Origin of the sequence: Polaribacter marinaquae (assembly GCF_038019025.1) — a bacterium.
Lineage (GTDB): Bacteria > Bacteroidota > Bacteroidia > Flavobacteriales > Flavobacteriaceae > Polaribacter > Polaribacter marinaquae.
This window is the reverse complement of the sequence record NZ_CP150496.1, coordinates 2799740-2823571: the sequence shown is the minus strand read 5'-3', so window position 1 is coordinate 2823571 and position 23832 is coordinate 2799740. Positions and strand designations below refer to the sequence as shown.

Sequence of the window (23832 nt, the reverse complement as noted above, 5' to 3'; positions counted from 1 at the left end):
TACAAAAAATATGTATTTATTTGTTTAACTATCAACTCCATTAATAAAGGTTTTTACAAAATCTTTTATTTTTTCGGTTATTCTATTACTTATAGTTTCTCTTTGTAAGACACTTGGTTGTTTTTCTAATGCTTCAATTACCTCATCTTCGGTTGCCATTCTACCTGTAAAAAGAAAATCGTTTATTATATTTTCTACTTTATCTGGTTTTAATGCTTCTGCTTTACTTAAATTATTCAAAGCTTTTTTAGTTTCTACTTTCCAATAGTCTTTAAATTCACTTTCTATGGTTTCGCTATTACTTATTTTAGGTAAGTTATTTTCTATAAATTGTTCTATTAATTCACGTTTACTACGTAAAGTAACATCTCCAGCTAATAAATCTAAAATTTGCTTTTTTTGTTTTTCTTGGTCTTTTGGTTTGGCATCTTTTAATTGTGCCAATAGCTTCATAATATAAGTAACATTAATCTCGTCTTTGTGAAGTAACTCTATTTCAAAATCTATTTCGTTTAATATAGATACTTTTTGTTTTTGAGTATTGAACCTAATTTTATCGTTTAACTCTAAGTATTTAGATGAAAAATCTTGAAACTCTTGAGCTGTCATTGGTACATCATCAAAAGTAAATTCTGTAAAAGAATCTAATATGTTTTTTAAACGCATTATAGCCCTAAATGCTTTCGCAAATTCTAATTCATCTTCTTCTGTTACTAACTCATTTACGCTATTTGGTGTAGGTGTTAATGCCATTAATCTTGCGTATGCTTCTTCAAAAAACGTTAGCTGCTCTTTATATGGTGCTATAGTGATGGTTTCTTTTGCTGAAAGATTAGAAAACAAACGTACTGCATCGTCTGTATTCTTTTTTAAGTTACGGAAGGTTACAATATTACCTTGTGACTTATTATCGTTTAATATTCTATTGGTACGTGAATAGGCTTGTATTAAACCGTGATATTTAAGGTTTTTATCTACATACAGGGTATTTAATGTTTTACTATCGAACCCTGTTAAAAACATATTTACTACTAATAAAATATCTATTTCTTTATCACGTACTCTTTTAGATATATTGGTTTTATAGTTTAAGAAGGCTTTAGCATCATTAGCCGAATGTGCTTCGTTAAACATAGTATTATAATCTACAATAAACTCGTCTAATTTATCTCTTACCGATTGGTTTACTGGTGCATCATCTGTTACATCTTCTTCTGAAATATTACCATCTATCGTTTCTACTTCTGGATTTGCAGCATACGAAAATATTGTTGCTATTTTATAATTGTGTTCTCCTGCTTCTTTTTTAGCTTTAAACAGTTCGTAATATTTAATTAATATATCTACACTACTTACACAAAACATTGCAGTAAACTGCCTATTATTGGTTTTGTTAGCGTGATTTTTAAGTATGTAATTGGTAATGGTTTCTAAATATGCGTCACTTTCATAAACCTCTTGCGTATCTATAGCTTCTACTTTAGTATCTTCTTCATCTTGAATTTTCTTTTTAAATACATTGTAGTATTCTATTGAAAATTTTAATACATTTTCATCTCTAATAGCATCAGTAATAACGTACTTATGTAGGCAGTCGTGAAATAGGTTTGCTGTTGTTTGCTTTATACTCTTTACACTTAATGCATTTTCTTCAAAAATTGGTGTACCGGTAAATCCGAATAACTGATGATTTGTAAAGAATTTTGTGATTTCTTGGTGTGTTTTACCAAATTGCGAACGGTGACATTCATCAAAGATAAAAATGGTTTTATCGTCTTTAATTTTTTCAATTTGATTTTTAAATGCTGTTTTTTTTATGGCAACATTTAATTTTTGAATAGTCGTTACAATTAAAGGTCTTGTTGGGTCTAAGAAGTGTTTTACTAAGGTTTTAGTATCTTCTGTACCATCTATACTTTCTTTATCAAAAGCTCTAAATTCTTTTACCGTTTGGTCGTCTAAATCTTGCCTATCTACCACAAACACCACTTTTTTAATTTTAGGGTTGTTTGTTAGTATTTGACTTGCTTTAAAGGATGTTAATGTTTTACCTGAACCTGTAGTATGCCATATATAACCGTTTTTATCGGAGTTTTTAACTCTGGCTATAATTGATTCTACTGCATAATACTGATACGGTCTAAGCACCATTAACACTTTATCTTTTTCGTGTAAAACAATGTACTTAGTTATCATTTTAGCGATATGACAAGGCTCTAAAAAGAGACTTGCAAAGCTATCTAATTGTGTTATTCTTTTATTGGTTTTATCGCTCCAATACGAGGTAAACTTGTAGCTCGGCATTTTACCTTGCTTATAGGTATTGGCATAGTATTTTGTATTTTCTCCGTTACTAATTACAAAGAGTTGCACGTAATTAAATAAGGCATTGTTTGAAGCAAAAGATTCTTGTTGGTATCTGCATACTTGCCTATGTGCTTCTTTTAACTCTATACCTCGTTTTTTTAATTCTATTTGTACTAATGGTAAGCCATTAATAAGAATAGTAACATCATAACGGTTTTCTCTTTTACCGTTTATTGTAATTTGATTGGTTACTTGGAATTGATTTTGACACCAGAAGTCTTGATTGATAAACTCGATATATGCTTTATCACCGTTATCTTTTTGAAGTACATATTTTGGCTCACGTAAAAACTTAGCTTTATCAAAAATATTACCTTTAGATAAATCGGTTAGAATACGCCTAAACTCTGAATCTGTAAAAGTGGTTTTGTTATGTTTTTCTAATTGTAATTTTAGATTACTAACTAAATCGTCTTCGGTTTTAATAGTTACGGCTTTATGGCCTAAACTAATAAGTTGCGTTATTAAGTTATTTTCTAATACTTGTTCTGGTTGTGTTGTCATAATTACATGTCATTGCGAGGCACGAAGCAATCTATAGCCTTTTGTACTAAATCGTTCCAATTAGGATTCTCTGTTTCTATTAAATCTATTTTTTTTGCTCTATTTCCTGCTTTTAATTGTTTTTCTCTTGCAATAGCATCACCTATCATTTGAAAAGCTTCATAATACACCAACTTATTTAAATTGTAACGTGCTGTAAACGATTTAGGGTTTATTTTATCCTTATGTTGTTGTATGCGCTCTACTAAATTAGCAGTAACGCCAACGTATAAGGTGGTATTGTTTTTATTGGTTAGTATGTAAACAAATCCTGGTTTCATTATTTCCATTTGTTATTGCTTGCCTACTTGTCATTGCAAACGTAGTGAAGCAATCTGTTTGTTGTTTGTTTCTCGTTTCGTGAGATTGCCACGTCGTACCTCCTCGCAATGACAATAAAACTAGCAATGACGCTACACAAACATTTGCTGCAACAACCCTTTTTTAAAGGTTTTACTGTTTTCTATTTTGGTGTTTAAAACCTCTATCTTAATATCTATATCTGATAAGAAATTGGCTATTTTGGTTTGTTCTTCAAGAGATGGTACAATAATTTTTAATTTATTAATTGTACTAAAACTAATTGCTGGCATTGTCGACGAACCAGATAATGAATGTATTTTGTTATAAAGTCTGCCTAAATTATAAAAGAAAAACAATTTATTAATATCAAAATTTGGTAGAAGTCTAAACATATTATTTGCAATTATTCCTGTAAAACCATTTGCAACTCTACCTGCATCTCCATAACGTACCATAAACAAATCTTCCTTATTTATATGATGTTCTTTGCCAGGGTCTAAAACATATCTCTTATCATTTTTATCTGATGTAACATTTATAATTCTTATAAATTCAACAGAACCTTTAAAGTAAGTTTCAGATTGTTCTTCAACTCCAAATTGAAAACCTTGTTTAAATGTAAAAACATCTCCCAACATCTTTACTTCCCATTCAGGAAACTCATTACCCTCATCATCTTTAAATCTTAATTTTTGATTAAAGATTTTTTGCATTACACCTTTTTTGTAATGTTCTAAAAGTTCTTTCTTTTTGGTGAGTTTGGTAATTCTATCATCTACATCTGTAAGGAATGATGCTATTTTTTGTTGTTCTTCGATTTTTGGAAATCTTACCTTAATTGACTTAACATCATCTTTATACAATGCACCTATTGTAGTAGATGCATTAATTCTTTTTAATTTTTTATTACCATCGTTATTTATAAATGAATAATAAACGTATTTAGAATCAACTAACATATTCAGTTTTAGAAGATACATATTTGGTGCTACAGTAGCCTTAACATCCTTTTCAGATTTAAAAAAATATACTTTACCTATTTCACCTCTTTTAGTTATTAATAACTCATCACCAAATAAAGGCGTTTTTTTTAAAAACTTATAACTGTGCTCATCTACATATTTTACTTTATCTAAACTTGAATTATTCTCTAAATCTGTTGCCCTTACATACCACGCATAATTCTTTTCCTCATAGATATTTACATTTTCTTTTACAGACGCAAAACTTCCATTTGATTCAAAATCAGTCAATAAATCTAAAACATCATTAAGAACATAATTTTTATAAACATCATTAAAGTCTTTAAATCGCAAACTTGGCTCTAATTTTTTTTCCATAGTTTATAGATTAAAAGGGTGTTTTAATATTTAACTCTTTACAATAGGCAGCAATGCGCTTATCTGTTTCAGCAATTTCTAAATCTAACGCTTGTATGTCGCTGGCTACTGCATTAATATCAATAGGTTCTTCTTCTTCAAAGGTATCTACATAACGCGGTATGTTTAGGTTGTAATCGTTATCTGCAATTTCTTGTAATGTTGCTCTGTGGCTGTATTTATCTGTTACCGTTCTATTAGTATAAGTATCTACAATTTGGTTGATATGCTCTGGTAGTAGCTTATTGTCTTTTCCTTGTTTTTCAAAATGATTGGAAGCATCAATAAACAATACATCTTCGTTTACCTCTCTACATTTTTTTATTACTAAAATACACGTTGGAATACCTGTACCAAAAAAGATGTTTGCAGGTAAACCAATTACAGCATCTATATAATTTCTATCTTCAATTAAATAACGTCTAATATGAGCTTCTGAACTCCCTCTAAATAATACACCGTGAGGTAATACGGTTGCCATTATACCATTTTCATCTAAATGATGAATCATATGCTGTACAAATGCAAAATCTGCTTTTGTTTTGGGTGCTAATTTACCGTATTGACTAAATCTATCGTCTGTACTAAATATTCCTTTTGCAGACCACTTTGCAGAAAATGGTGGGTTTGCCACAATAGCTTCGGCTTTTAAGTCGATAACCATATGTTGTGGTTCTTCTAAGGTATCTTCTTGTTTAATATCAAACTCACGATAATTTACATCGTGTAATATCATATTCATACGTGCTAAGTTGTACGTTGTACGATTTAATTCTTGACCGTAAAACATACCGACATCATCTACTTCTTTAGCTACACGTAATAGCAACGAGCCACTACCACACGTTGGGTCATATACAGATTTTAAACGCTTTTTACGAGTAGTTACAATTTTTGCTAATATGGTAGATACTTCTTGAGGTGTATAAAATTCACCTGCTTTTTTTCCAGCACTTGCAGCGAATTGACCAATAAGAAACTCATAAGCATCCCCTAATAAATCGCTGTCATTATCTTCTAATCTAAAATCAATTTCATCTAAATGGGTTATGATTTTTGCGATGGTTTCATTTTGTGCTTTTACGGTTCTTCCTAACTTTCCAGAAGTTAAATCTAAATCTTCAAATAGTTTTACAAAATCGTCTTCTGATTCTGTACCCATTGTACTTTGCTCTATATTGGTAAGAATACGCTCTAAATCTTCAATAATAAAGAAATGCTTTGCTTCATCATTATCATTGGTTTCTATTTCTGAAAGGTTGTTTCCTTTTTGAGCAATAGATGTAAATAATTCACTTGGTTTTAAGAAGTAACCTAACTCTTTTACGCAGGCTTTTTTAACAGCTTCTACATATATTTTACCATTTTCTGAATTTTCATCTAACTGCTCATAGGTTAAACCATCTGGTGCTAATATTTTATTAGCGTATAAATGTAACTTCTCTGAAAGATATTTAAAGAATATAAAGCCTAAGATGTAGTTTCTGTAATCGTCTGCATCCATTTTGCCACGTAATAGGTTGGCAATAGCCCATAATTGTTTTTCGAGTAGTTTTTTTTGTTCTTCTGACATTTAAAAGTTTGTTTTTTTTTGCAATTTTTTGAACGTTAAAAATAGGAATCTTTTTTAGCTTAAGAGTAAAAAAAACGAAGTTTCAATGCAAATAAATTCTCTTTTTATTCGAGTTAGACGCAACTTTCACTGCATCAGGGTGCAATTACTACCGCATCAGGGTGCAACTTTTACTCCACCCTACTCCGATAAAAGTTGCGTACGTACGCAGTGAGCGTTGTTTTTGGGCAAAAAAAATCCCAATAACCGTAGTTATTGGGATTTTTAAAAATTACTTGATGTTTACACCCAGTAATTACAAAAGCGTACTAGGTTGTTCTAGAGAACTTTAAGTTTTTAAGCATCGTTCTTAACTTTACCGCAGGTCTAAAAAGAATGCGTGTATTGGTAATGCCTTCTGCAGAAACTTCTCCTTCTGTTTCAAAGCCTTTCGAGCTTAAACTTATTTGAAAGTTTCCTAATTTACCCAAACGCACAATACGCCCTTGTTTTAACTCTCTAATAATATTTACCTCTAAGATGTTTAACAGCGACAAACAATCACTTTCCGACAGTGCCGATTGTTCAGAAATCATTTCTGCTAACGTTTCAAAATCTACGCTACCATTGGCAACTACAGCTGCGTAATATTTTGCGTCTAATGTTCTATCTTGAGGATTTTTCCTCTCTATTGTCTTAAATTTTATCGACATTTAGTGTATATTTTAAAATTACAATTCTTCTTACAACCTTTGTTTTTAGAGGCACTTGCAAGGCGATTCCTCTTTGTGTACGCTTTTAAAACTCTGCAATAGCATGCCCAACCACATACGTTTTAATGTAGTTAAACTATAAGTAAACCAATTACTTACAGGAGTTGTACGCTAAAAAATTAAGTCATGTGTTTACCAAGTTGCAGTCTGTTGTACTGCTTTATTTTTAATAAAATAAATTTGGTAAGCTTAAAGAAGAATTGTAATTTTATGGTCTCAATATGAAACTACACACTTCTTTTAGTGTTACCGTTTACAAAAAGCCTTTAAGCAACATCTTATCGGCTTTTTTGTATTTTATAAAGATACTACATCAGGTTATACCGTAAAAACAAATTTATAAACAGTTTATTGACATAAATACAGTTGTAATACGCTTGCTGTAAAACTAATACCTTTTTTCTTTTTAAAAAGGTCCCCATTGGTAAGTTTATTTTAAAGTTATCAACTATTTTAAACAATTTAACAGCTTAAACCAGCAATAAACAACACTATAACAACGAGTTGTAAAACTAAACTTTTTTCTAGATACCATAAACAGATAGTTATTCGCAAATCCCTTGAAGTTTTTAACAAAACCGTTAATTTTTGCTTTACAAAGGCATCTTTCCTTTCTTTTTAGTCTTTATTGTTTTAATTTTGCTTTGTAAGGCATTGCAATTAATTAGCGCTTTTCTGTAAGATATGCACTTAGCATAAGACCAATAGCATACACCATAAAAACCGTGTACTTTTTAAACCCATGAACAAGTATATAGAAATCTTTAAAAATTCGTATTCCGATTACTGGAACTACATCAAACAATCTGTTCTTTTTGAATTGAATTGGGAGAATTATTTTTACGGATTGATTTTAATTTCGCTTTTGGTTTGGGGTTTAGAAGCTGTTTTTCCTTGGCGTAAGAATCAGTCTTTGTTTCGTAAAGATTTTTGGCTAGATACCTTTTACATGTTTTTCAATTTCTTTTTGTTAAACTTATTGGTATTGATTGCCTTATCAAATGCGGCAGCCGAAGTTTTTAATGATATCTTAGGCGTTGTAGGCTTGTCTATTGCCAATTTTCAGGTATTAGAACTCAACACTTTGCCGTTTGCACTCCGTATTTTTATCTTTTTTATTGTAATTGATTTTGTGCAATGGTGCACACACAGATTATTGCATTCTTATGAGTTTTTATGGAACTTTCATAAAGTACACCACTCGGTAAAAGAAATGGGTTTTGCAGCGCATTTGCGTTACCATTGGATGGAACCCGTAGTGTACAATTCTTTAAAGTACATTCCGTTAGCCATTATTGGCGGCTTTACCGCACAAGATGTAGCAGTTGTCCATTTTTTTAATATTACCATTGGGCACTTAAACCATGCCAACATCAATTGGGATTATGGTTGGTTAAAGTATATTTTAAACAACCCGAAAATGCACATTTGGCATCATGCAAAAGTATTGCCAGAAGAACGCAAACAAGGCGTTAATTTCGGAATTACCCTTAGTATTTGGGATTATCTTTTTAAAACGAATTATATACCGTATTCTGGTAGAGACATCGAAATTGGTTTTGAGGGTGATGAGCAATTTCCGAAGGGTTTTGTAAAACAAGAGTTGTATCCTTTTGGAAAAAGGGATTAGTTGATTTTTATGAGTTCGAGGGATTTTGAGGTACGATAAATTGTATCGAGAACTCTTTTAATCTTCTTCAAAAATCATCTCAATACTAATTTTACTCATTGCAATCGTAAAATTCACTCGATGTGACAAATGCTCTTGTTTCTTGTCTCATTTTTCTTGACTCATTTTTCTTTCTACCCTTATTCTTTTCCATTGATGAAAAGAACCAAAAATCTAGACGTACTTTTAATTTTCTTGAATTCTACTTTGTAATCCACTATCGCATCCAGACGCCATAGCGCAAGCTGGCCCATTCGCTATAAATGTGCACTGGACATTTACTTTACGTTCTGTCCTCTTTGGATGCTTGCCGTTACTTACAATTTGAATTCTTACGAAATTTAAAATAGGTCGTTACTGTATGTTATCATGATTCTCTCTTCTTGACTCTTGTTTCTTACTTCTTGTTTCTTGTCTCTTGTCTCTTGTCTCATGCCTCTTGACTCATTTTTCTTTCTACCCTTATTCTTTTCCATTGATGAAAAGAACCAAAAATCTAGACGTACTTTTAATTTTCTTGAATTCTACTTTGTAATCCACTATCGCATCCAGACGCCATAGCGCAAGCTGGCCCATTCGCTATAAATGTCCACTGGACATTTACTTTACGCTCTGTCCTCTTTGGATGCTTGCCGTTACTTACAATTTGAATTCTTACGAAATTTAAAATAGGTCGCTACTGTATGTTATCATAACTTCCTCCTCTTACCTCTTGTCTCTTATTTCTTGACTCTCTATTCTCTGCTCTTGTTTCTTATCTCTTATTTCTTATCTCTTACTTCTCTACTCTTCCCTCTCAACCCAAACCCCAAACCCCACACATTCAAAAAATCGTCATTATATAAAAAGCACCCGTTTAAATTCATACATCAGTAATAAAACCGTTAAATGTTAAGGAAATCTTAAAAAAAATGAAAAAAAAGCCAACTACATCGATTTCGCTTAGTATCTTTAGCAAGAAATTTTCACTAAAAACTAAAAACAATATCCAAAGAAATGAAGATTAAAAAAGTACTTGTTGCCAATCGCGGTGAAATTGCCATTCGAATTTTTAGAGCCTGTACAGAGGTAAATGTAAAAACCGTTGGAGTTTACACATTCGAAGATCGCTATTCGTTACACAGGTACAAAGCAGACGAATCGTATCAAATAGGTGAAGACAATGCCCCATTAAAGCCCTATTTAGATATCAAAGAAATTATAAGAATCGCTTTAAAAAGTGGTGCAGATGCCATACACCCAGGTTACGGTTTCTTGTCTGAAAATGCAGATTTAGCGCAACAATGTGAAGACAATGGTCTTATTTTTGTAGGTCCTAAAGTTACAGTTCTTCAATCTTTAGGCGATAAAATTACAGCCAAAGAAGTGGCGGTTGCAAATAACATACCCGTTATTAAAAGTAACGAAAATCCTTTAGACAGTATCGAAACAGCTTTAGAAGAAGCATCTAAAATTGGTTATCCTGTAATGCTAAAAGCAGCTTCTGGTGGTGGCGGTAGGGGTATGCGTGTTATTAGAGAGGCTGCCGAATTAAAAAAAGCTTTTAACGAAAGTAAACGAGAGGCACTAAATGCTTTTGGAGACGATACCGTTTTTTTAGAAAAGTTTGTTGCCAACCCAAAACATATAGAAATACAAATTGTTGCCGATAATTATGGCAATACAGTGCATTTGTTTGAGCGCGATTGTTCTGTGCAACGTCGTTACCAAAAGGTAATCGAATTTGCACCTTCTTACAATTTAAAGCAAGAAACAAAAGATGCTTTGTACAACTACGCAATTACCATTTGTAAAGCTGTAAATTATAACAATATTGGTACAGTAGAGTTTTTAGTTGATGATGATGGATCTATTTATTTTATAGAAGTAAACCCAAGAATACAAGTAGAACATACGGTTACAGAGGTTGTTACCAATATCGATTTGGTAAAAACTCAATTGTTTATTGCGGGTGGTTATAAATTAACCGACCAACAGATTAAAATACCGAGTCAAGATGCCATTAAAATAAACGGTTATGCGCTGCAATGTAGAATTACTACAGAAGATCCTCAGAACGATTTTAAACCCGATTATGGTGAAATTACCACGTATAGAAGTGCGTCTGGTTTCGGAATTCGATTGGATGCTGGTAGTGTGTATCAAGGGGCTATTATTTCGCCTTTTTTCGATTCGATGTTGGTAAAAGTTACTGCAAATAGTAGAACTTTAGATGGCGCGTGTAGAAAAGTACGCAGAGCCATGGCAGAGTTTCGTATTCGAGGTGTTAAAACCAATATGCCTTTTCTAGACAATATCTTAAAACACGAAACTTTTAGAAAAGGAGATGTTACTGTTAATTTTATCAAAGAAACACCCGATTTATTTGTGTTTAAAGCGCCTAGAAATAGAGCTACCAAATTGGTTACCTATTTGGGTGATGTGATTGTAAACGGAAATGCGGATGTTAAAAAATTAGATCCTACAAAGAAATTTATAAAACCTGTTGTACCTAAATTTGATGCCAATGCTGCGTATCCTGAAGGTACAAAAGACAAACTAACTGCATTAGGGCCTGATGCATTTGCGCAATGGTTAAAAAATGAAAAGCAAATTCATTTTACAGATACTACCATGAGAGATGCACACCAAAGTTTGCTGGCAACAAGAATGCGAACTTTTGATATGCTAAAGGTTGCAGAAGGATATGCTAAAAACAACCCCAATATTTTTAGTATGGAAGTTTGGGGTGGCGCTACTTTTGATGTTTGCATGCGTTTTTTACAAGAAAACCCTTGGGAACGTTTGCAATTGTTACGAAAAGCAATGCCAAATGTATTGTTGCAAATGCTAATTCGTGGGTCTAATGGTGTAGGTTACACGGCGTATCCAGATAATTTAATTGCCAAGTTTGTAGAGCAATCTTGGGAACATGGTGTCGATTTGTTTCGAATTTTCGACTCTTTAAACTGGATGGAATCTATTGCACCTTGTATAGAACATGTTAGAACCAGAACCAATGGTTTGGCAGAGGGTTCTATTTGCTATACTGGCGATATTTTAAATCCAAAAAACACCAAATACAACTTAAAATATTACACCACTTTAGCCAAAGACATCGAAAATGCGGGTGCGCATATTTTGGCAATTAAAGACATGGCTGGTTTGTTAAAACCTTATGCTGCTTTCGAATTGGTAAGTGCTTTAAAGCAAACGGTAAATATTCCGATTCATTTGCACACGCACGATACCTCTTCTATACAAGCTGCTACCTATTTAAAGGCAATAGAAGCAGGTGTAGATGTTGTTGATGTTGCTTTGGGTGGTTTGTCTGGTTTAACCTCGCAACCCAACTTTAACTCTGTGGTAGAAATGATGAAATTTAACGACAGAGCAAGCAATTTAAACAATCAATCTTTAAACGAATATTCTAATTACTGGGAAACAGTAAGAGATTACTACTACCCTTTTGAGTCTGGTTTAAAAGCAGGTTCTGGTGAAGTTTTTAAACACGAAATTCCGGGTGGCCAATATTCGAACTTAAAGCCACAGGCGCAAGCATTGGGTTTGGAAGATCGTTTTCATGAAATTACCAAAATGTATGCAGATGTAAACTTACTTTTTGGCGATATTGTAAAAGTTACACCAAGCTCTAAGGTTGTGGGTGACATGGCACAGTACTTAGTTAGTAACAACTTAACGGTGCAAGATGTGTTAGAACGCGGACATACCATTTCTTTTCCGCAATCTGTAGTTCAATTTTTTAAAGGTGATTTAGGGCAACCCGTTGGCGGATTCCCAAAAGATTTGCAGAAACTTATCTTAAAAGACGAACAACCTTATACAGATAGACCAAATGCACATATACCTGCTTTAGATATTGATGAAGAGTACAAAGACTTTAAAAAGATATTTGAAAACGATTTAAGTAGACCGATTGATTTTACAGATTTCTTATCGTATAAATTGTATCCGAAGGTATTTACAGATGCTTACAACAAGCATTTAAAGTACGATAGTTTGATTAACCTACCAACTAAAAACTTTTTCTACGGAATGGAAGTTGGCGAAGAAATTATAGTTGAGTTAGACAAAGGAAAAACCTTGTTAATTACCCTAGATTCTATAGGTAAAGCCAATGAAGAGGGGTTGGTAACTGTTTACTTTAAGGTAAACGGACAAGGAAGATCTGTGCAAATAAAAGACACCTCTGTAAAAGTAGAAACTATACAAAATATAAAAGCAGCTAAAGAGAATGCACACGAAATTGGTGCACCTTTACAGGGTTTATTATCTACAATCTTGGTGAAGAAAGGTGATAAAGTTGCTAAGAATCAGCCTTTATTTATCATCGAAGCCATGAAAATGGAAACAACCATTACAGCCAACGAAGATGCTACTATAGATGCCATTATTTTACATGAAGGCACGCTTGTAAATTCTGAAGACTTGGTCTTAAAACTAGAAAGTTAATTTTTTTTTTTTAATAGTTCACGTTAGAAGTCCGTTATTGTTTTTATGCAATAGCGGGCTTTTTAATTTATACGTAAATCAGTATTTATTTGGTAGCTCGTGTTTAATTTCTTCCTTTTTCATCAGGATACAAACCTGGTAAATTATCACTTTGATAATACGTTTTTGTATCAATATTCATTGCACATACCTTTCCTTTAAAAGCAGCACCTGTATCAACATTCCATACATTGGCTCTGTTCATTGGTGTCGGTATTCCGAAATTAGTTGTTGGTGTATGTCCTATATAAATTTCTGCATAATGTTGCAATCGCTTCGGATACGTTGGGTTGTTTTTATCGATGGTAACATTCATTGCCAAAGCCATTTCCCACAAAGTTCTATCAAAGTAAAAATTACCAGGAAACATTTCTTTAACAACACCGTGCATTGATGTAAAACCGGCATGTAAAAACAATCTATTTGCGTCGTCTAAATGGTACAATAATAGGTTTTCGAAAAATGTTAAGTGCTCACTTTTTTCTGCTGCAGTAAAACCATCATAACTATCGATGGTTTCTTTACCACCATGCATGTACCAAGTAGGATTTACACTTTCATCTTTTAGCCATTCTTCGCACCAAACATCATGATTTCCTTTGATAAAAATACAGTTGATTTTTTTTGACAACTCGATTAAAAAAGAAACTACTTGTGCAGACTCGCTCCAGCCATCTACATAATCTCCCATAAAAATAAGTGTGTCTTCTTCGGTAACTTCTAGTTTATTTAATACTTGTACTAGGGCTTTTAAACCGCCGTGAATGTCTCCAATTGCAAAAGTGCTCATTTGTTGTGTTGTTTAATAAACAAAACTAAACGATTCTAGCTAACTTTTTAAGTATTTGCTTTAAATTAAGGTTAAAAATACTGCCCTAAACCAAAAACCAACCCTCCTTTTGTCGTATTTCTGGTATCGTAGACTTTAAAACCATAATCGATTCTAAAAGTAGCATTGTATATTTTTTTACTGATAAAACGCAGCCCTATTCCAGAGAATACTCTTAATTTTTCTTGTTTAAAAAGGTCGCTTAATTGTCCGCCAGGTTCTCGCCAAGTACCTGCATCCGTAAAAACATTGGTTTGAATTGCCAGCCACTTTTTATCGTAAACGGTATGTCTATATTCAGAATTTAAAACCGCAACACCAGTACCTCTATCTACCAAAATACCAACACCTCTAATATTTACATTGTTATCTAAAGCAAAGGGCGCAAAAGGTGAATTCTCATTAGAAGCAATACCCAAACGTAATTTATTTGCCCAATTGCCTTTAGCACCAATCCTTTTGTAATAGAAAAAGTCGTTCCAAGCAATTAAAAAATCATTTTGAAAATCGTTTTGCGTAGTAACATATTGCGTGTATAAGACACTTTTAAAACCGCTAACGTATTGGTAGTAATAATCTAAACCATTGTATTGATACACCAGTTTTAAAAGTTTTTTATCTAAATCTAACGCCAATGGTACACCTTCTGCGGTTTCACCAGACAAGTATTTATATTTCTCTGAAAAAAAGCTGATACCGAAATCGATGCGATGCTTTAAATTCAGTTGATACAAACCTAGCAGTTCTACCGAAGTATTGTTGTACAAGTAATTGGCTGTTTTTTCACCAAAATACAACGGCTCTTCACTTTTCCAGTCTTTAAAACTGATTGCCAATCCCCATTTTTTGGAAAACAAATTGGGTGCGCGATAGGTAAAACCATAAGAATGAAAACCATTATTTTGATAAAAGCCACCAAACGTAGTGTTGTTTCCTAAAAAATTATACTCGTACAAACCAAGTTTATAAGCAAATTGTTTGTTGGTGGTTGTCCAGAAATTTAAACTTGGTAAAAGTGTAAAATTCTCTTCTATACCAATTTTTACATGGCTTTTAAAATTGGGCAACCGAGTTACATTAAAATAAGCATGACTTACAGCAGGCAATCTTTTTAAAAATGTGATGTCTTGATTCAGTTTTACAGAATCTAATACTTCGCCTTGTTTTGTGGTTATTATCTTTTTTAAATAGCTTGTTTTAATTTTATCTTGCCCTACTATTTCTAAAGAAACAATTGTTGTTTTTTGCGCACATGTTACTTGCATGCAAAAACTAAAAAATAAGAACAAGAAACTCTTTTGAATCACGCTATTGAGCTATAAATGTATTTTGAATAACTAAGTTAAGCCAATTATCTGTATCTAAACCATAAATGTACAATTTATAAGAATCGTCTAACACCAAAGCGGGCGGTGTACTTGTATGAATATTATCTGCAACTATAATATTCGATTCGTTATAATACGCAAACTGCTTGTCTTTTGTATAAGTACCTGTTATAAAAGTATCGTCATTTAACGTAAGTACTTCAAAGTATTTGTCTGTATCTGTAAACGTACCATCTTGCCAAGTAAAAACAGGTTCTAATGTGTTTGGGTATGCAATATCAACAGCAGTAGACCATTGGGTTTGCTTGGTTGCGTTTTTTGTTTTTATAGGTTTAGAAATGTACAATGTATCGTCTAAAAGATAAGTAACCAGACAATACACATTTGTAGTAACCTCATTTGTAAAACGTCTAAACTTACCACCAAACTGTGCTGCACTTGTAAAGTTTCTTCTTGTATAATTGCTAAAATCTAAAGGATCTACAGTAGTATCTGCGGTTTCATAATAACGATAATCGTAAGCACCAGTTAACGGATAAAAATAAATATTGGTTTGCGCCGCATTACCGTTTGCAGAACCTGCAAATGCAATTGCATCTTCTTGCGTTGTTTTATCGGAATTCTTTGCAATGTATTCTGATAGGTTTTGCGGTATAAATTGATCTTCTATAATAAGGTTAACCCAATTATCTTCGCTTACGCCCATCATGGTAAAATTATAAATCTCATCTTCTACCAAATCTTTTGGTGCAGCTTCATTTAACTTTGGCGATGCTAAAACATTGCTTTCATCATAATACTGAAAAAACTTCTCTGTAGTATATGTACCAGAAATAAACTCATTTTCTTCATCTGAAATTACTTCAAAATAAATAACATTCTCATCGATTTTGCCATCATTCCATGTAAAATTAGGTTCTACGGTAGATTTGTATCCTATTTGAACATCATTAGAATATTCTGTAGCTTTAGTTTGATTGTTAATTTTTATAGGTTCAGAAATTCTTAGTTCGTTTTCTTTTACATAGGTAAGCAAACACCAAGATTCTATGTCGCTAGAACGTGTAAAACGCCCTAATTTACCACCAAAAACAGCTTCACTATCTAAACTTTCTCTTCTGTAATTTTCGAAATTATCTTTGTCTGCATCTGGCGATGTTAATTCGTAATAACGAATATCTGTTGCCCCTTCTTCTGGATAATAAAAAATATAGGTGGTGCTTGTATTAGATACTGCACTTGCAGCACAAGCAACTACTGTTTTTTCGGTAACACTTGCTTTGGTTGCAATGTATTCTTGTAAAGTTCTTGGTATGGTAATGTCTGTATCTTCTGAACAAGAAACAATTGCCAAACATAAAAAAAGAAATGCTATTTTTTTAAAGACCATATAATTTTCTAATTAATTCTTCTGCTGGTTTATTTTGCGGTGTAAATCTATTGTTTTTTTCGCCACCAACGTTAGCGTGTCTATGAAACCATTTCCATATAAAACCACCAGCAAACCATTCTTCTTGCCAAAATTGATTGTGAATTGCTTGCAATGCATTGGCTTGCGCTTGTAAATTTACCGAACCTTCTATTCTATTAGAGTCCCAAGGTTCTTTACCATTAAAGTCTACACTTCTATACCCAAACTCTGTAAACAAAACAGGTTTCTTTACAGATTTTTGAAGTTTTAGAATTGCTTGTTTGTGCGGTTGCCAACCCGCTTCATAGTCTGCCACTGTGGGCGATTTTAAATCGCTTACAGGAAAATAGGCATCTATACCAATATAATCGATTTCTTTCCAGAAAGGTACTCGCGAGTATTCATCCCAATTGGCAGCATAGGTTAATTTGCCCTTGTAAACTGCTCTTATTTTCTGAATAAGTTGCTGCCAAAATGCAGGCCTATTCACAACAAATTGCTCTAACTCTGTACCAATACAAAAAATTTCTGCATTTAAAGATGCTGCTGCCTTTGCATAGGTTAAAATAAAAGCTGTGTAAGAATCTTCTAGAACTTGCCAATTTTCTTCAGAATCCATTTTTATGTTACCAGTAAATTCTCCTCGCCACACCCAAATGTGTGGTTTTACCATAATGCGCACATTTTCTTTTTGAAAACGTTTTGCGTATTGCAACAATCCATTTTCTGTTTCACCAAACCATTGCCTTTTGGTGTTATGCGTAATTGTTGGTGTTGCCAAATTCTTTATAAAGCCAAAAGGCATCAATGCAACATAATTGCTTTGTGCCTTTAAAACTGGTGTAATGTGTTGTGTGCTAATAGTATCTCTTGATGCTACAAAGCTTACTCCGTTTATTTTTTTAGACTGACTTTTGCAAGAGAAGTTTAAAAGAATTACTAAGAGCAATAGGAGTTTTTTTGTTTTCATAAATCTCCATAAAAATACTTCTTTTTGTTAAAATAGCGCTCTTAAACCAATGTTAAAACTTTGTCCTAAACCAGTATCGTTACCACGTATGAATTTACTATACAAAACCTCTAAGTTTAACAAGTCTGTTAATTGGTATTTTCCACCAAAACCAAGCGCGGTATAATCTTGTGTAAAATCGCCAAAACGTTGCGCGTGTTGCACAAAACCTAAAACAGTAGATTTATCCGAAGGAAAATAACTCATAAAAATCCCGGGTGCTAATAAAAACGTCTTATTTGCAAAACTATCTTCTTCGCCAAAATTATACTCGGTATTTAACTCTGTAAACAATTGCCAGTTACCGCTTGGTAGTGTGTAATCATAAAAAAAACGATTCTGAAAAGTGTACGCCGTTTGGTCTAAAAAAACACCATTTTCTGTTTCGTTTTCTAAAATCGGAATGTGAAAAGCAGATTGTATCGAGAAGTTTCCTACATTTTCTAATGGCTGAAATTTAATTGCTGGTGCAAAAGAAGAAAGCCCTTTTCTTGCTGTTGCATCATTGCCTAAATCGAAAACTGCCGTTGCACTTCTACCGCCAATTGTATTCGAACGATATTCTAACAATACACCTACATTAATTCTGTTATTTTCAGAAACACCCGTAAATACTTCTAACGTTGATGTAAAATAATTTTCTCTTGCCTTGTCTGCTTTTACTCCGTTAAACTTCCCTTTGGTTTCCGTATACAAATTGTTAAAAAACTTAATATCCCACTGCCCCTTGTTTAATAATTTTGATGGCGTATACGTTTGCACATTGCTTTTTGCAGGTGCATCATTTTCTTGCGCTTGCACTTGTAAACCTATAGCTAAAAAGGCTACAAACAAACTTTTACTTAAAACTTTTTTCATTATTGGTTGATTTTAATGTTGGTAAATTTTTTAAGTAAGTCTTTACAATTTTTAGATACTTACAAACATTTTCTAGAAAATCTATTTATAATGATTCTAAATTTAATTAAAATGAAGTTTCAGTTTTAAGTTCTTAACTTTAGCTTCGACATAAAAGCAACAATCAATCAACTATGGAACATATTGTAATAATTGGGAACGGTATTGCCGGCGTAACTGCAGCAAGACACATTAGAAAAAAGTCTGACAAACAAATTACCATTGTGTCTGCAGAAACCAAATATTTCTTTTCTAGAACTGCTTTAATGTATGTGTACATGGGGCACATGAAATTTGAACATACACAACCTTATGAAAATTGGTTTTGGGATAAAAACAACATTGCCTTAAAAGAAGGTTTGGTAACAAAAGTACATACAGAAAACAGTAATATTGAATTAGCTTCTGGTGAAATTTTAGCCTACGATAAATTAATTATTGCTACAGGTTCTAAACCAAATAAGTTTGGTTGGCCTGGGCAAGATTTAGAAGGTGTTATTGGCATGTACCACAAACAAGATTTAGAAAAACTAGAACAACTTGCACCAGATAATAAAGCGTGTAATAGAGCCGTAATAGTTGGTGGTGGTTTGATAGGTATTGAATTGGCAGAAATGCTACGCAGTAGAAAAATACCAGTTACTTTTTTAGTGAGAGAAACCAGTTTCTGGAACGGTGTTTTGCCTGCTCAAGAATCTGAAATGATAAATCAGCATATTAAAGAACACCACATAGATTTGCGTTTAAACACCAACTTAAAAGAAATTAAAGCAGATAAAAACGGACGCGTAACTTCTATTATTATTGAAGAAACTGGTGAAGAAATTGCTTGTAATGTTGTTGGTTTAACTGCTGGTGTTACCCCAAATATAGATTTCTTAAAAGAATCTAATATCGAACTTGGTAGAGGTGTAAAAGTAAATCGTTTTTTAGAAACCAATGTGGCTAATATTTATGCCATTGGAGATTGTGCAGAACAACACGAAGCCATCGGACAAAGAAGAAATATTGAAGCAGTTTGGTACACGGGCAGGATGATGGGAGAAACCTTAGCAGAAACTATTTGTGGCAATAGAATAGCATACAAACCCGGACATTGGTTTAATTCTGCAAAATTTTTAGACATTGAATATCAAACATATGGTTGGGTGTTTAGCGAAAGAAATAAGAAAGAAAACGAAGCGTATTTTCAATGGAAACATCCATCAGAAAATAAATGCATTACCATTTCTTTTGATAAGGATACTAAACAATTCTTAGGAATTAATACGTTTGGCATTCGAATGCGCCATGAAATATTTGACAAATGGCTTACAGAAAAGCAAAACATATCACATGTTTTAGAATTCTTAGCAGACGCTAATTTTGATCCAGAATTTTACAAACTTCACGAAAAAGAAATTGTAGCAAAATTCAATAAAGAAAACAACACCAATATACAACTACAAAAGAAAAGCTGGAAAAGAATTTTTAGCAAAGCATAAGATGATGAAAGCAATAAAACAAACAGGATTACTACTTTTTCTTATAGGTTTAGCCACCTTTATAGCCTTAATTTTTACAGGTGATTTTAATTTAAATCAAACAGAACTTGATACTTTTTTAAAGGATCAAAACTATAAAAATGAAGTAATTGCCAAAGAACTGCAACAAGCAGTCGTAACCAAAGACAACTTGTCTATTTTTGAGTTCTCTAGCCGTACTAGAAAAGCATATGCAAATGCTAATAAACATTACGATGATTTAATTGCAAAATACGATGCAGCTAAAAATTGGGAGAAAAAAGGAGCTCAGTTTCAATATAAAATCTCTGGTAAACCACACAGTCTTAGCTATACACTTGCCAAAAAGGCTGGTAAAGGTTTTGCGGCACAACAAACGAGTTGGGCATGGTTTTTAACCTTTGGTTTGGGTATTATAGGTGCACTTATGTTTATTGTACCAGATGTAATTTTGTTAGGAAAACCTGGTATTAAAAATGATGGTATCTTTTTAAGTGCTGCTACCAATCGCGGTTGGATTGGTTGGTTTGCTTTTGTGTTTCTAGTTAGTTTTTACATACTGCTATACTTCTATCCAGATTACATTGTAAATTGGGTGTATTTGGTAGATCCTATTAGTAAATTTATAAGCGGAAACCCTGCAAGCCAATGGTTTTTATACGGATTTTTATATTGTGTTGTAATGACAGTAATGGCTGTTAGAATGTACATTAAATATCGCCATAATAAATACCAAATATTAAGAACTACATCTGTTTTATTCTTTCAAATAGTATTTGCTTTTTTGATTCCAGAAATTTTAGTGCGATTCGAAAAACCATGGTACGACTTTAAAAATGCGTTTCCTTTAGATTATGATTTCTTTTTTAAATGGAATTTAGAGGAATTATTAGCCAGCGGTGGTTTAGGTCTATTCATTTTAGTTTGGGGTGTTGTACTTACGATTGTAGTTGTGCCTGTTATGGTGTATTTCTTCGGAAAAAGATGGTATTGTTCTTGGGTTTGTGGTTGTGGTGGATTGGCAGAAACGCTAGGAGACCCTTACAGACAATTGTCTAGTAAAACCTTACTTTCTTGGCGAGTAGAACGCATTGTAATTCATTCTGTATTAATATTTGTTTTAGTGATGACTGGTTTTGCTTTATACACTTTCTTTACAAACGAAGGACAAGTATTAGGCATTCAAACACAAACAATTCAAGATATTTATGGCTTTTTAATCGGTTCTATTTTTGCGGGAGTTATCGGTACTGGTTTTTATCCAATTTTTGGTAATAGAGTTTGGTGTAGATTTGGTTGCCCATTAGCAGCTTATTTAGGTTTTGTACAACGTTTTAAATCTAGATTTAGAATTACAACCAACGGTGGTCAATGTATTTCTTGCGGAAACTGTTCTACGTATTGCGAGCAAGGTATCGATGTTAGAGCTTATGCACAAAAAGGAGAAAACATTGTACGTTCTAGTTGTGTTGGTTGTGGTGTATGTTCTGCAGTTTGCCCTAGAGGTGTTTTAAAATTAGAAAACGGTCCGGAAGAAGGAAGAATAAATCCTACTGATGTTTTATTAGGAAACGATGTTGATTTAATGGATTTGGTAAACAAGAAATAATTACCAACATATCAAGTTTAATTTAAAAAAGGACGCTATTAGGCGTCCTTTTTTTTGTGGTTGTTTAAAGCTTAAATTTAAGGATGATAGAATCTTTATGTTGACTAGTATATCGTTTTAACTCTTCAGCTTAAATAGTTATATCAACTATAAACCTTTTCAAATAACATAAGCCACAGATAAAATCTGTGGCTTATAAATTCAAATCAAAAAACTAAAAAAGTTTTTATAGGTTTGGTAACAATACTCTATCGATTACGTGTACGATACCATTTGTTGTTTGTACATCAGGAATTCCCATATTAGCAACTTCTCCTCCGTTTCCGGCACCTGTAACAGTAAGTGTTCCGTTTGTAAAAGCACCTAATGTTAAATCGTCTCCTCCTAAAGGAGTTACAGTACCTGCACTTAATTCTGAAGTAAATTTACCATCGTTGGCAATAACATGATTTAAAAGTACTTGTTGTACAGTTTCTTTTGGTAATTGACGGATATCTGCTGGCGAAGTAAATGTCAATCCTAAGGCAGCACCTAAATCAATAAATGCTTGATCTGTTGGAGCAAAAACTGTAAAAGAAGGACTCCCTTCTGATGCTGTTAAAGCCTCTGCCAATTCTGCATATACTACAGCCTCTACTAAATATGTTAATTCTGGTGAAGTAAATACGTTTGCACTTTGTAAAGCTATTGCAGTTTGTACAATATCTGCACCACTAGCAATCATCACTTTATCAATTACATGCACAGTACCATTACTTGCCGTAACATCTGTAGCTAAAATTTTAGAACCGTTAATGTAAGTATCTTCTCCTCTTTCGATAAATCTTCTATCTAAAGAAAGTGCAGATGTAGACGTACCGCCATCACTAATTGTATTTCCTGCTAAGTTTCCGTTAGAAACGTGGTATAATAAAGTGTTTGTTAAAAATGTTTTTTGAAGAACCCCAAGTGTATTTTCATTCAATCCTAAACGCGCAAATGCATCATTAGTTGGTGCAAAAACAGTGTATGCTCCGCTTGCATCATTTGGGTTAGAGTTACTTAAAACTCCTGCAACACCACCTGCTACTGCTGCCGCTTCTAAAGTGCTAAAGTCTGCATTAGATACCGCTATATTTGCTATTGATGGTAATTCATCTTCGAAACTAGATTCGGTTTGACAAGAAGATACTAAGCTTACTGTTAAAATTGTAATAAATATATATTTTAGTTTGTATAAATTTTTCATGATTGTATGTTTTATTAAGTTTTTAATTAAAATGAGTAGACAACGCCACCGTAAGATCCTGTAGCTTTTCCTAAATTTCTACCAGAGATATACGTGTTTGTACCCGCAGTAATACCAATTGAATCTGTAAAAGGATAAAATGCGTTGATACCAATTCTTGTATAATTTACACGTGTTGCAGGAAAAAACCCTGTAAACCCTTCGCCTAAAATATCTACACCACTATCATCTGATAATTGGTTTGCTACAAAAGCATCTACGTAAAACTTAGAAGCTGCATACCCTAATTTAAACTCACTTAATAAAGCATTTGGCACATCGTTACCTCTAACACTGTATCCTAATTGCCCTGTTGCAAAAAAACCAGAGTTCATTTTATACGTAGCAACACCAAAAGCATTGTAGGTTGTTGCTTCGTTACCTATTGCAATAATAGATTGTAAACCTTCGTTTGCACTGTAATTACCAATTGGTGTTTCTATACCCGCTGCACCAATAAAATCTAAACTACTGTTTTCAAAATTTAAAGTGTGTAATCTGTATTTAGCATACACTTTTAAATTTTGTACTCCTTTTCTTACATTTTCAAAACCGTTGTTTTCTAAAACTGCATCAGATGCATTTCCTTCGGATTTAATGTAAGGCACATTTAATACAATATTAAAATTGTCTGAAACTCCAATTTCTCCGAATAAAGAAATACTACTAATACTTACATCGTTAAAAACAGGTACGCCATCAATTTCATTGGGTACTAAAAATACTTTACTGTAATTTTCTTTAGAATAAGAAACGACTACAGAACCTTCACCAGATTTTTTCATAAAACCATTTACCGGACTCTGAGCTATTGTAAAGCTCGATACTAAAAGGCATAAACCTAAAAGTGTTTTCATTTTTTTTGTCATAATGTTTGTTTTTTAATTGTTAGTGACACCATAC

16 protein-coding genes are annotated in these 23832 nt (G+C 32.9%); 4 read left to right on the top strand and 12 right to left on the bottom strand.

Annotation, left to right across the window (positions count from 1 at the left end; genetic code table 11):
- Window positions 1–24: 24 nt before the first annotated feature.
- From WG950_RS12535 to WG950_RS12515, 5 genes are all read right to left on the bottom strand, one after another.
- Window positions 25–2871, bottom strand: a complete 2847-nt coding sequence (locus WG950_RS12535; protein ID WP_340932799.1) for a type I restriction endonuclease subunit R — start codon at window positions 2869–2871, stop codon at window positions 25–27.
- Window positions 2872–2873: 2 nt separating this feature from the next.
- Complete coding sequence (locus tag WG950_RS12530) at window positions 2874–3191, bottom strand: GIY-YIG nuclease family protein (RefSeq protein ID WP_340932798.1); 318 nt, start codon at window positions 3189–3191, stop codon at window positions 2874–2876.
- Between the two features lie 132 nt (window positions 3192–3323).
- Entirely contained in the window at window positions 3324–4553 is a 1230-nt protein-coding gene (locus tag WG950_RS12525) for a restriction endonuclease subunit S (RefSeq protein WP_340932796.1), read from the bottom strand.
- Between the two features lie 10 nt (window positions 4554–4563).
- Window positions 4564–6165, bottom strand: coding sequence for a type I restriction-modification system subunit M (locus WG950_RS12520; protein ID WP_340932794.1), 1602 nt, complete (start codon window positions 6163–6165; stop codon window positions 4564–4566).
- 308 nt (window positions 6166–6473) lie between these two features.
- Window positions 6474–6857 carry an HU family DNA-binding protein gene (locus WG950_RS12515; protein WP_077809945.1) on the bottom strand — a complete coding sequence of 128 codons (384 nt, stop codon included), beginning with the start codon at window positions 6855–6857 and terminating at the stop codon, window positions 6474–6476.
- An 802-nt stretch (window positions 6858–7659) separates the two neighbouring features.
- On the opposite strand from WG950_RS12515, the gene WG950_RS12510 reads away from it, so the two are divergent.
- Together WG950_RS12510 and WG950_RS12505 are read left to right on the top strand one after the other, a co-directional pair.
- Window positions 7660–8547, top strand: a complete 888-nt coding sequence (locus WG950_RS12510; RefSeq protein ID WP_340932793.1) for a sterol desaturase family protein — start codon at window positions 7660–7662, stop codon at window positions 8545–8547.
- Window positions 8548–9582: 1035 nt separating this feature from the next.
- Window positions 9583–13038, top strand: a complete 3456-nt coding sequence (locus WG950_RS12505) for a pyruvate carboxylase (RefSeq protein ID WP_340932792.1) — start codon at window positions 9583–9585, stop codon at window positions 13036–13038.
- Between the two features lie 103 nt (window positions 13039–13141).
- On the opposite strand, the gene WG950_RS12500 is transcribed toward WG950_RS12505, so the two are convergent.
- The 5 genes from WG950_RS12500 to WG950_RS12480 form a co-directional block, all read right to left on the bottom strand.
- Window positions 13142–13867, bottom strand: a complete 726-nt coding sequence (locus WG950_RS12500; protein ID WP_340932790.1) for a metallophosphoesterase family protein — start codon at window positions 13865–13867, stop codon at window positions 13142–13144.
- Window positions 13868–13938: 71 nt separating this feature from the next.
- Window positions 13939–15171, bottom strand: a complete 1233-nt coding sequence (locus tag WG950_RS12495; RefSeq protein WP_340932787.1) for an outer membrane protein assembly factor — start codon at window positions 15169–15171, stop codon at window positions 13939–13941.
- A 43-nt stretch (window positions 15172–15214) separates the two neighbouring features.
- Window positions 15215–16624, bottom strand: coding sequence for a hypothetical protein (locus WG950_RS12490; protein ID WP_340932786.1), 1410 nt, complete (start codon window positions 16622–16624; stop codon window positions 15215–15217).
- A complete protein-coding gene (locus tag WG950_RS12485) occupies window positions 16614–17594 on the bottom strand; it encodes a glycoside hydrolase family 113 (RefSeq protein ID WP_422894380.1) in 981 nt (326 codons plus the stop codon). Before WG950_RS12485 ends, WG950_RS12490 begins: the two co-directional genes overlap by 11 nt.
- Before the next feature lie 48 nt (window positions 17595–17642).
- Window positions 17643–18512: a transporter gene (locus WG950_RS12480; protein WP_340932782.1), complete on the bottom strand. Its 870-nt coding sequence runs from the start codon at window positions 18510–18512 to the stop codon at window positions 17643–17645.
- A gap of 173 nt (window positions 18513–18685) precedes the next feature.
- Here WG950_RS12480 and WG950_RS12475 point away from each other — a divergent pair, with 173 nt between their 5' ends.
- Both WG950_RS12475 and WG950_RS12470 read left to right on the top strand, forming a co-directional pair.
- Window positions 18686–20035, top strand: a complete 1350-nt coding sequence (locus WG950_RS12475; protein WP_340932779.1) for an FAD/NAD(P)-binding oxidoreductase — start codon at window positions 18686–18688, stop codon at window positions 20033–20035.
- Window positions 20036–20039: 4 nt separating this feature from the next.
- Window positions 20040–21662 (top strand): 4Fe-4S binding protein, encoded by a 1623-nt coding sequence (locus WG950_RS12470; RefSeq protein ID WP_340935262.1) that lies wholly within the window; start codon window positions 20040–20042, stop codon window positions 21660–21662.
- 226 nt (window positions 21663–21888) lie between these two features.
- Here WG950_RS12470 and WG950_RS12465 read toward each other — a convergent pair whose 3' ends face one another.
- Window positions 21889–22890 carry a fasciclin domain-containing protein gene (locus WG950_RS12465; protein WP_340932778.1) on the bottom strand — a complete coding sequence of 334 codons (1002 nt, stop codon included), beginning with the start codon at window positions 22888–22890 and terminating at the stop codon, window positions 21889–21891.
- Window positions 22891–22916: 26 nt separating this feature from the next.
- On the bottom strand, window positions 22917–23786 hold the full coding sequence (locus WG950_RS12460; RefSeq protein WP_340932777.1) for a hypothetical protein: 870 nt from the start codon (window positions 23784–23786) through the stop codon (window positions 22917–22919).
- Window positions 23787–23832 lie beyond the last annotated feature (46 nt).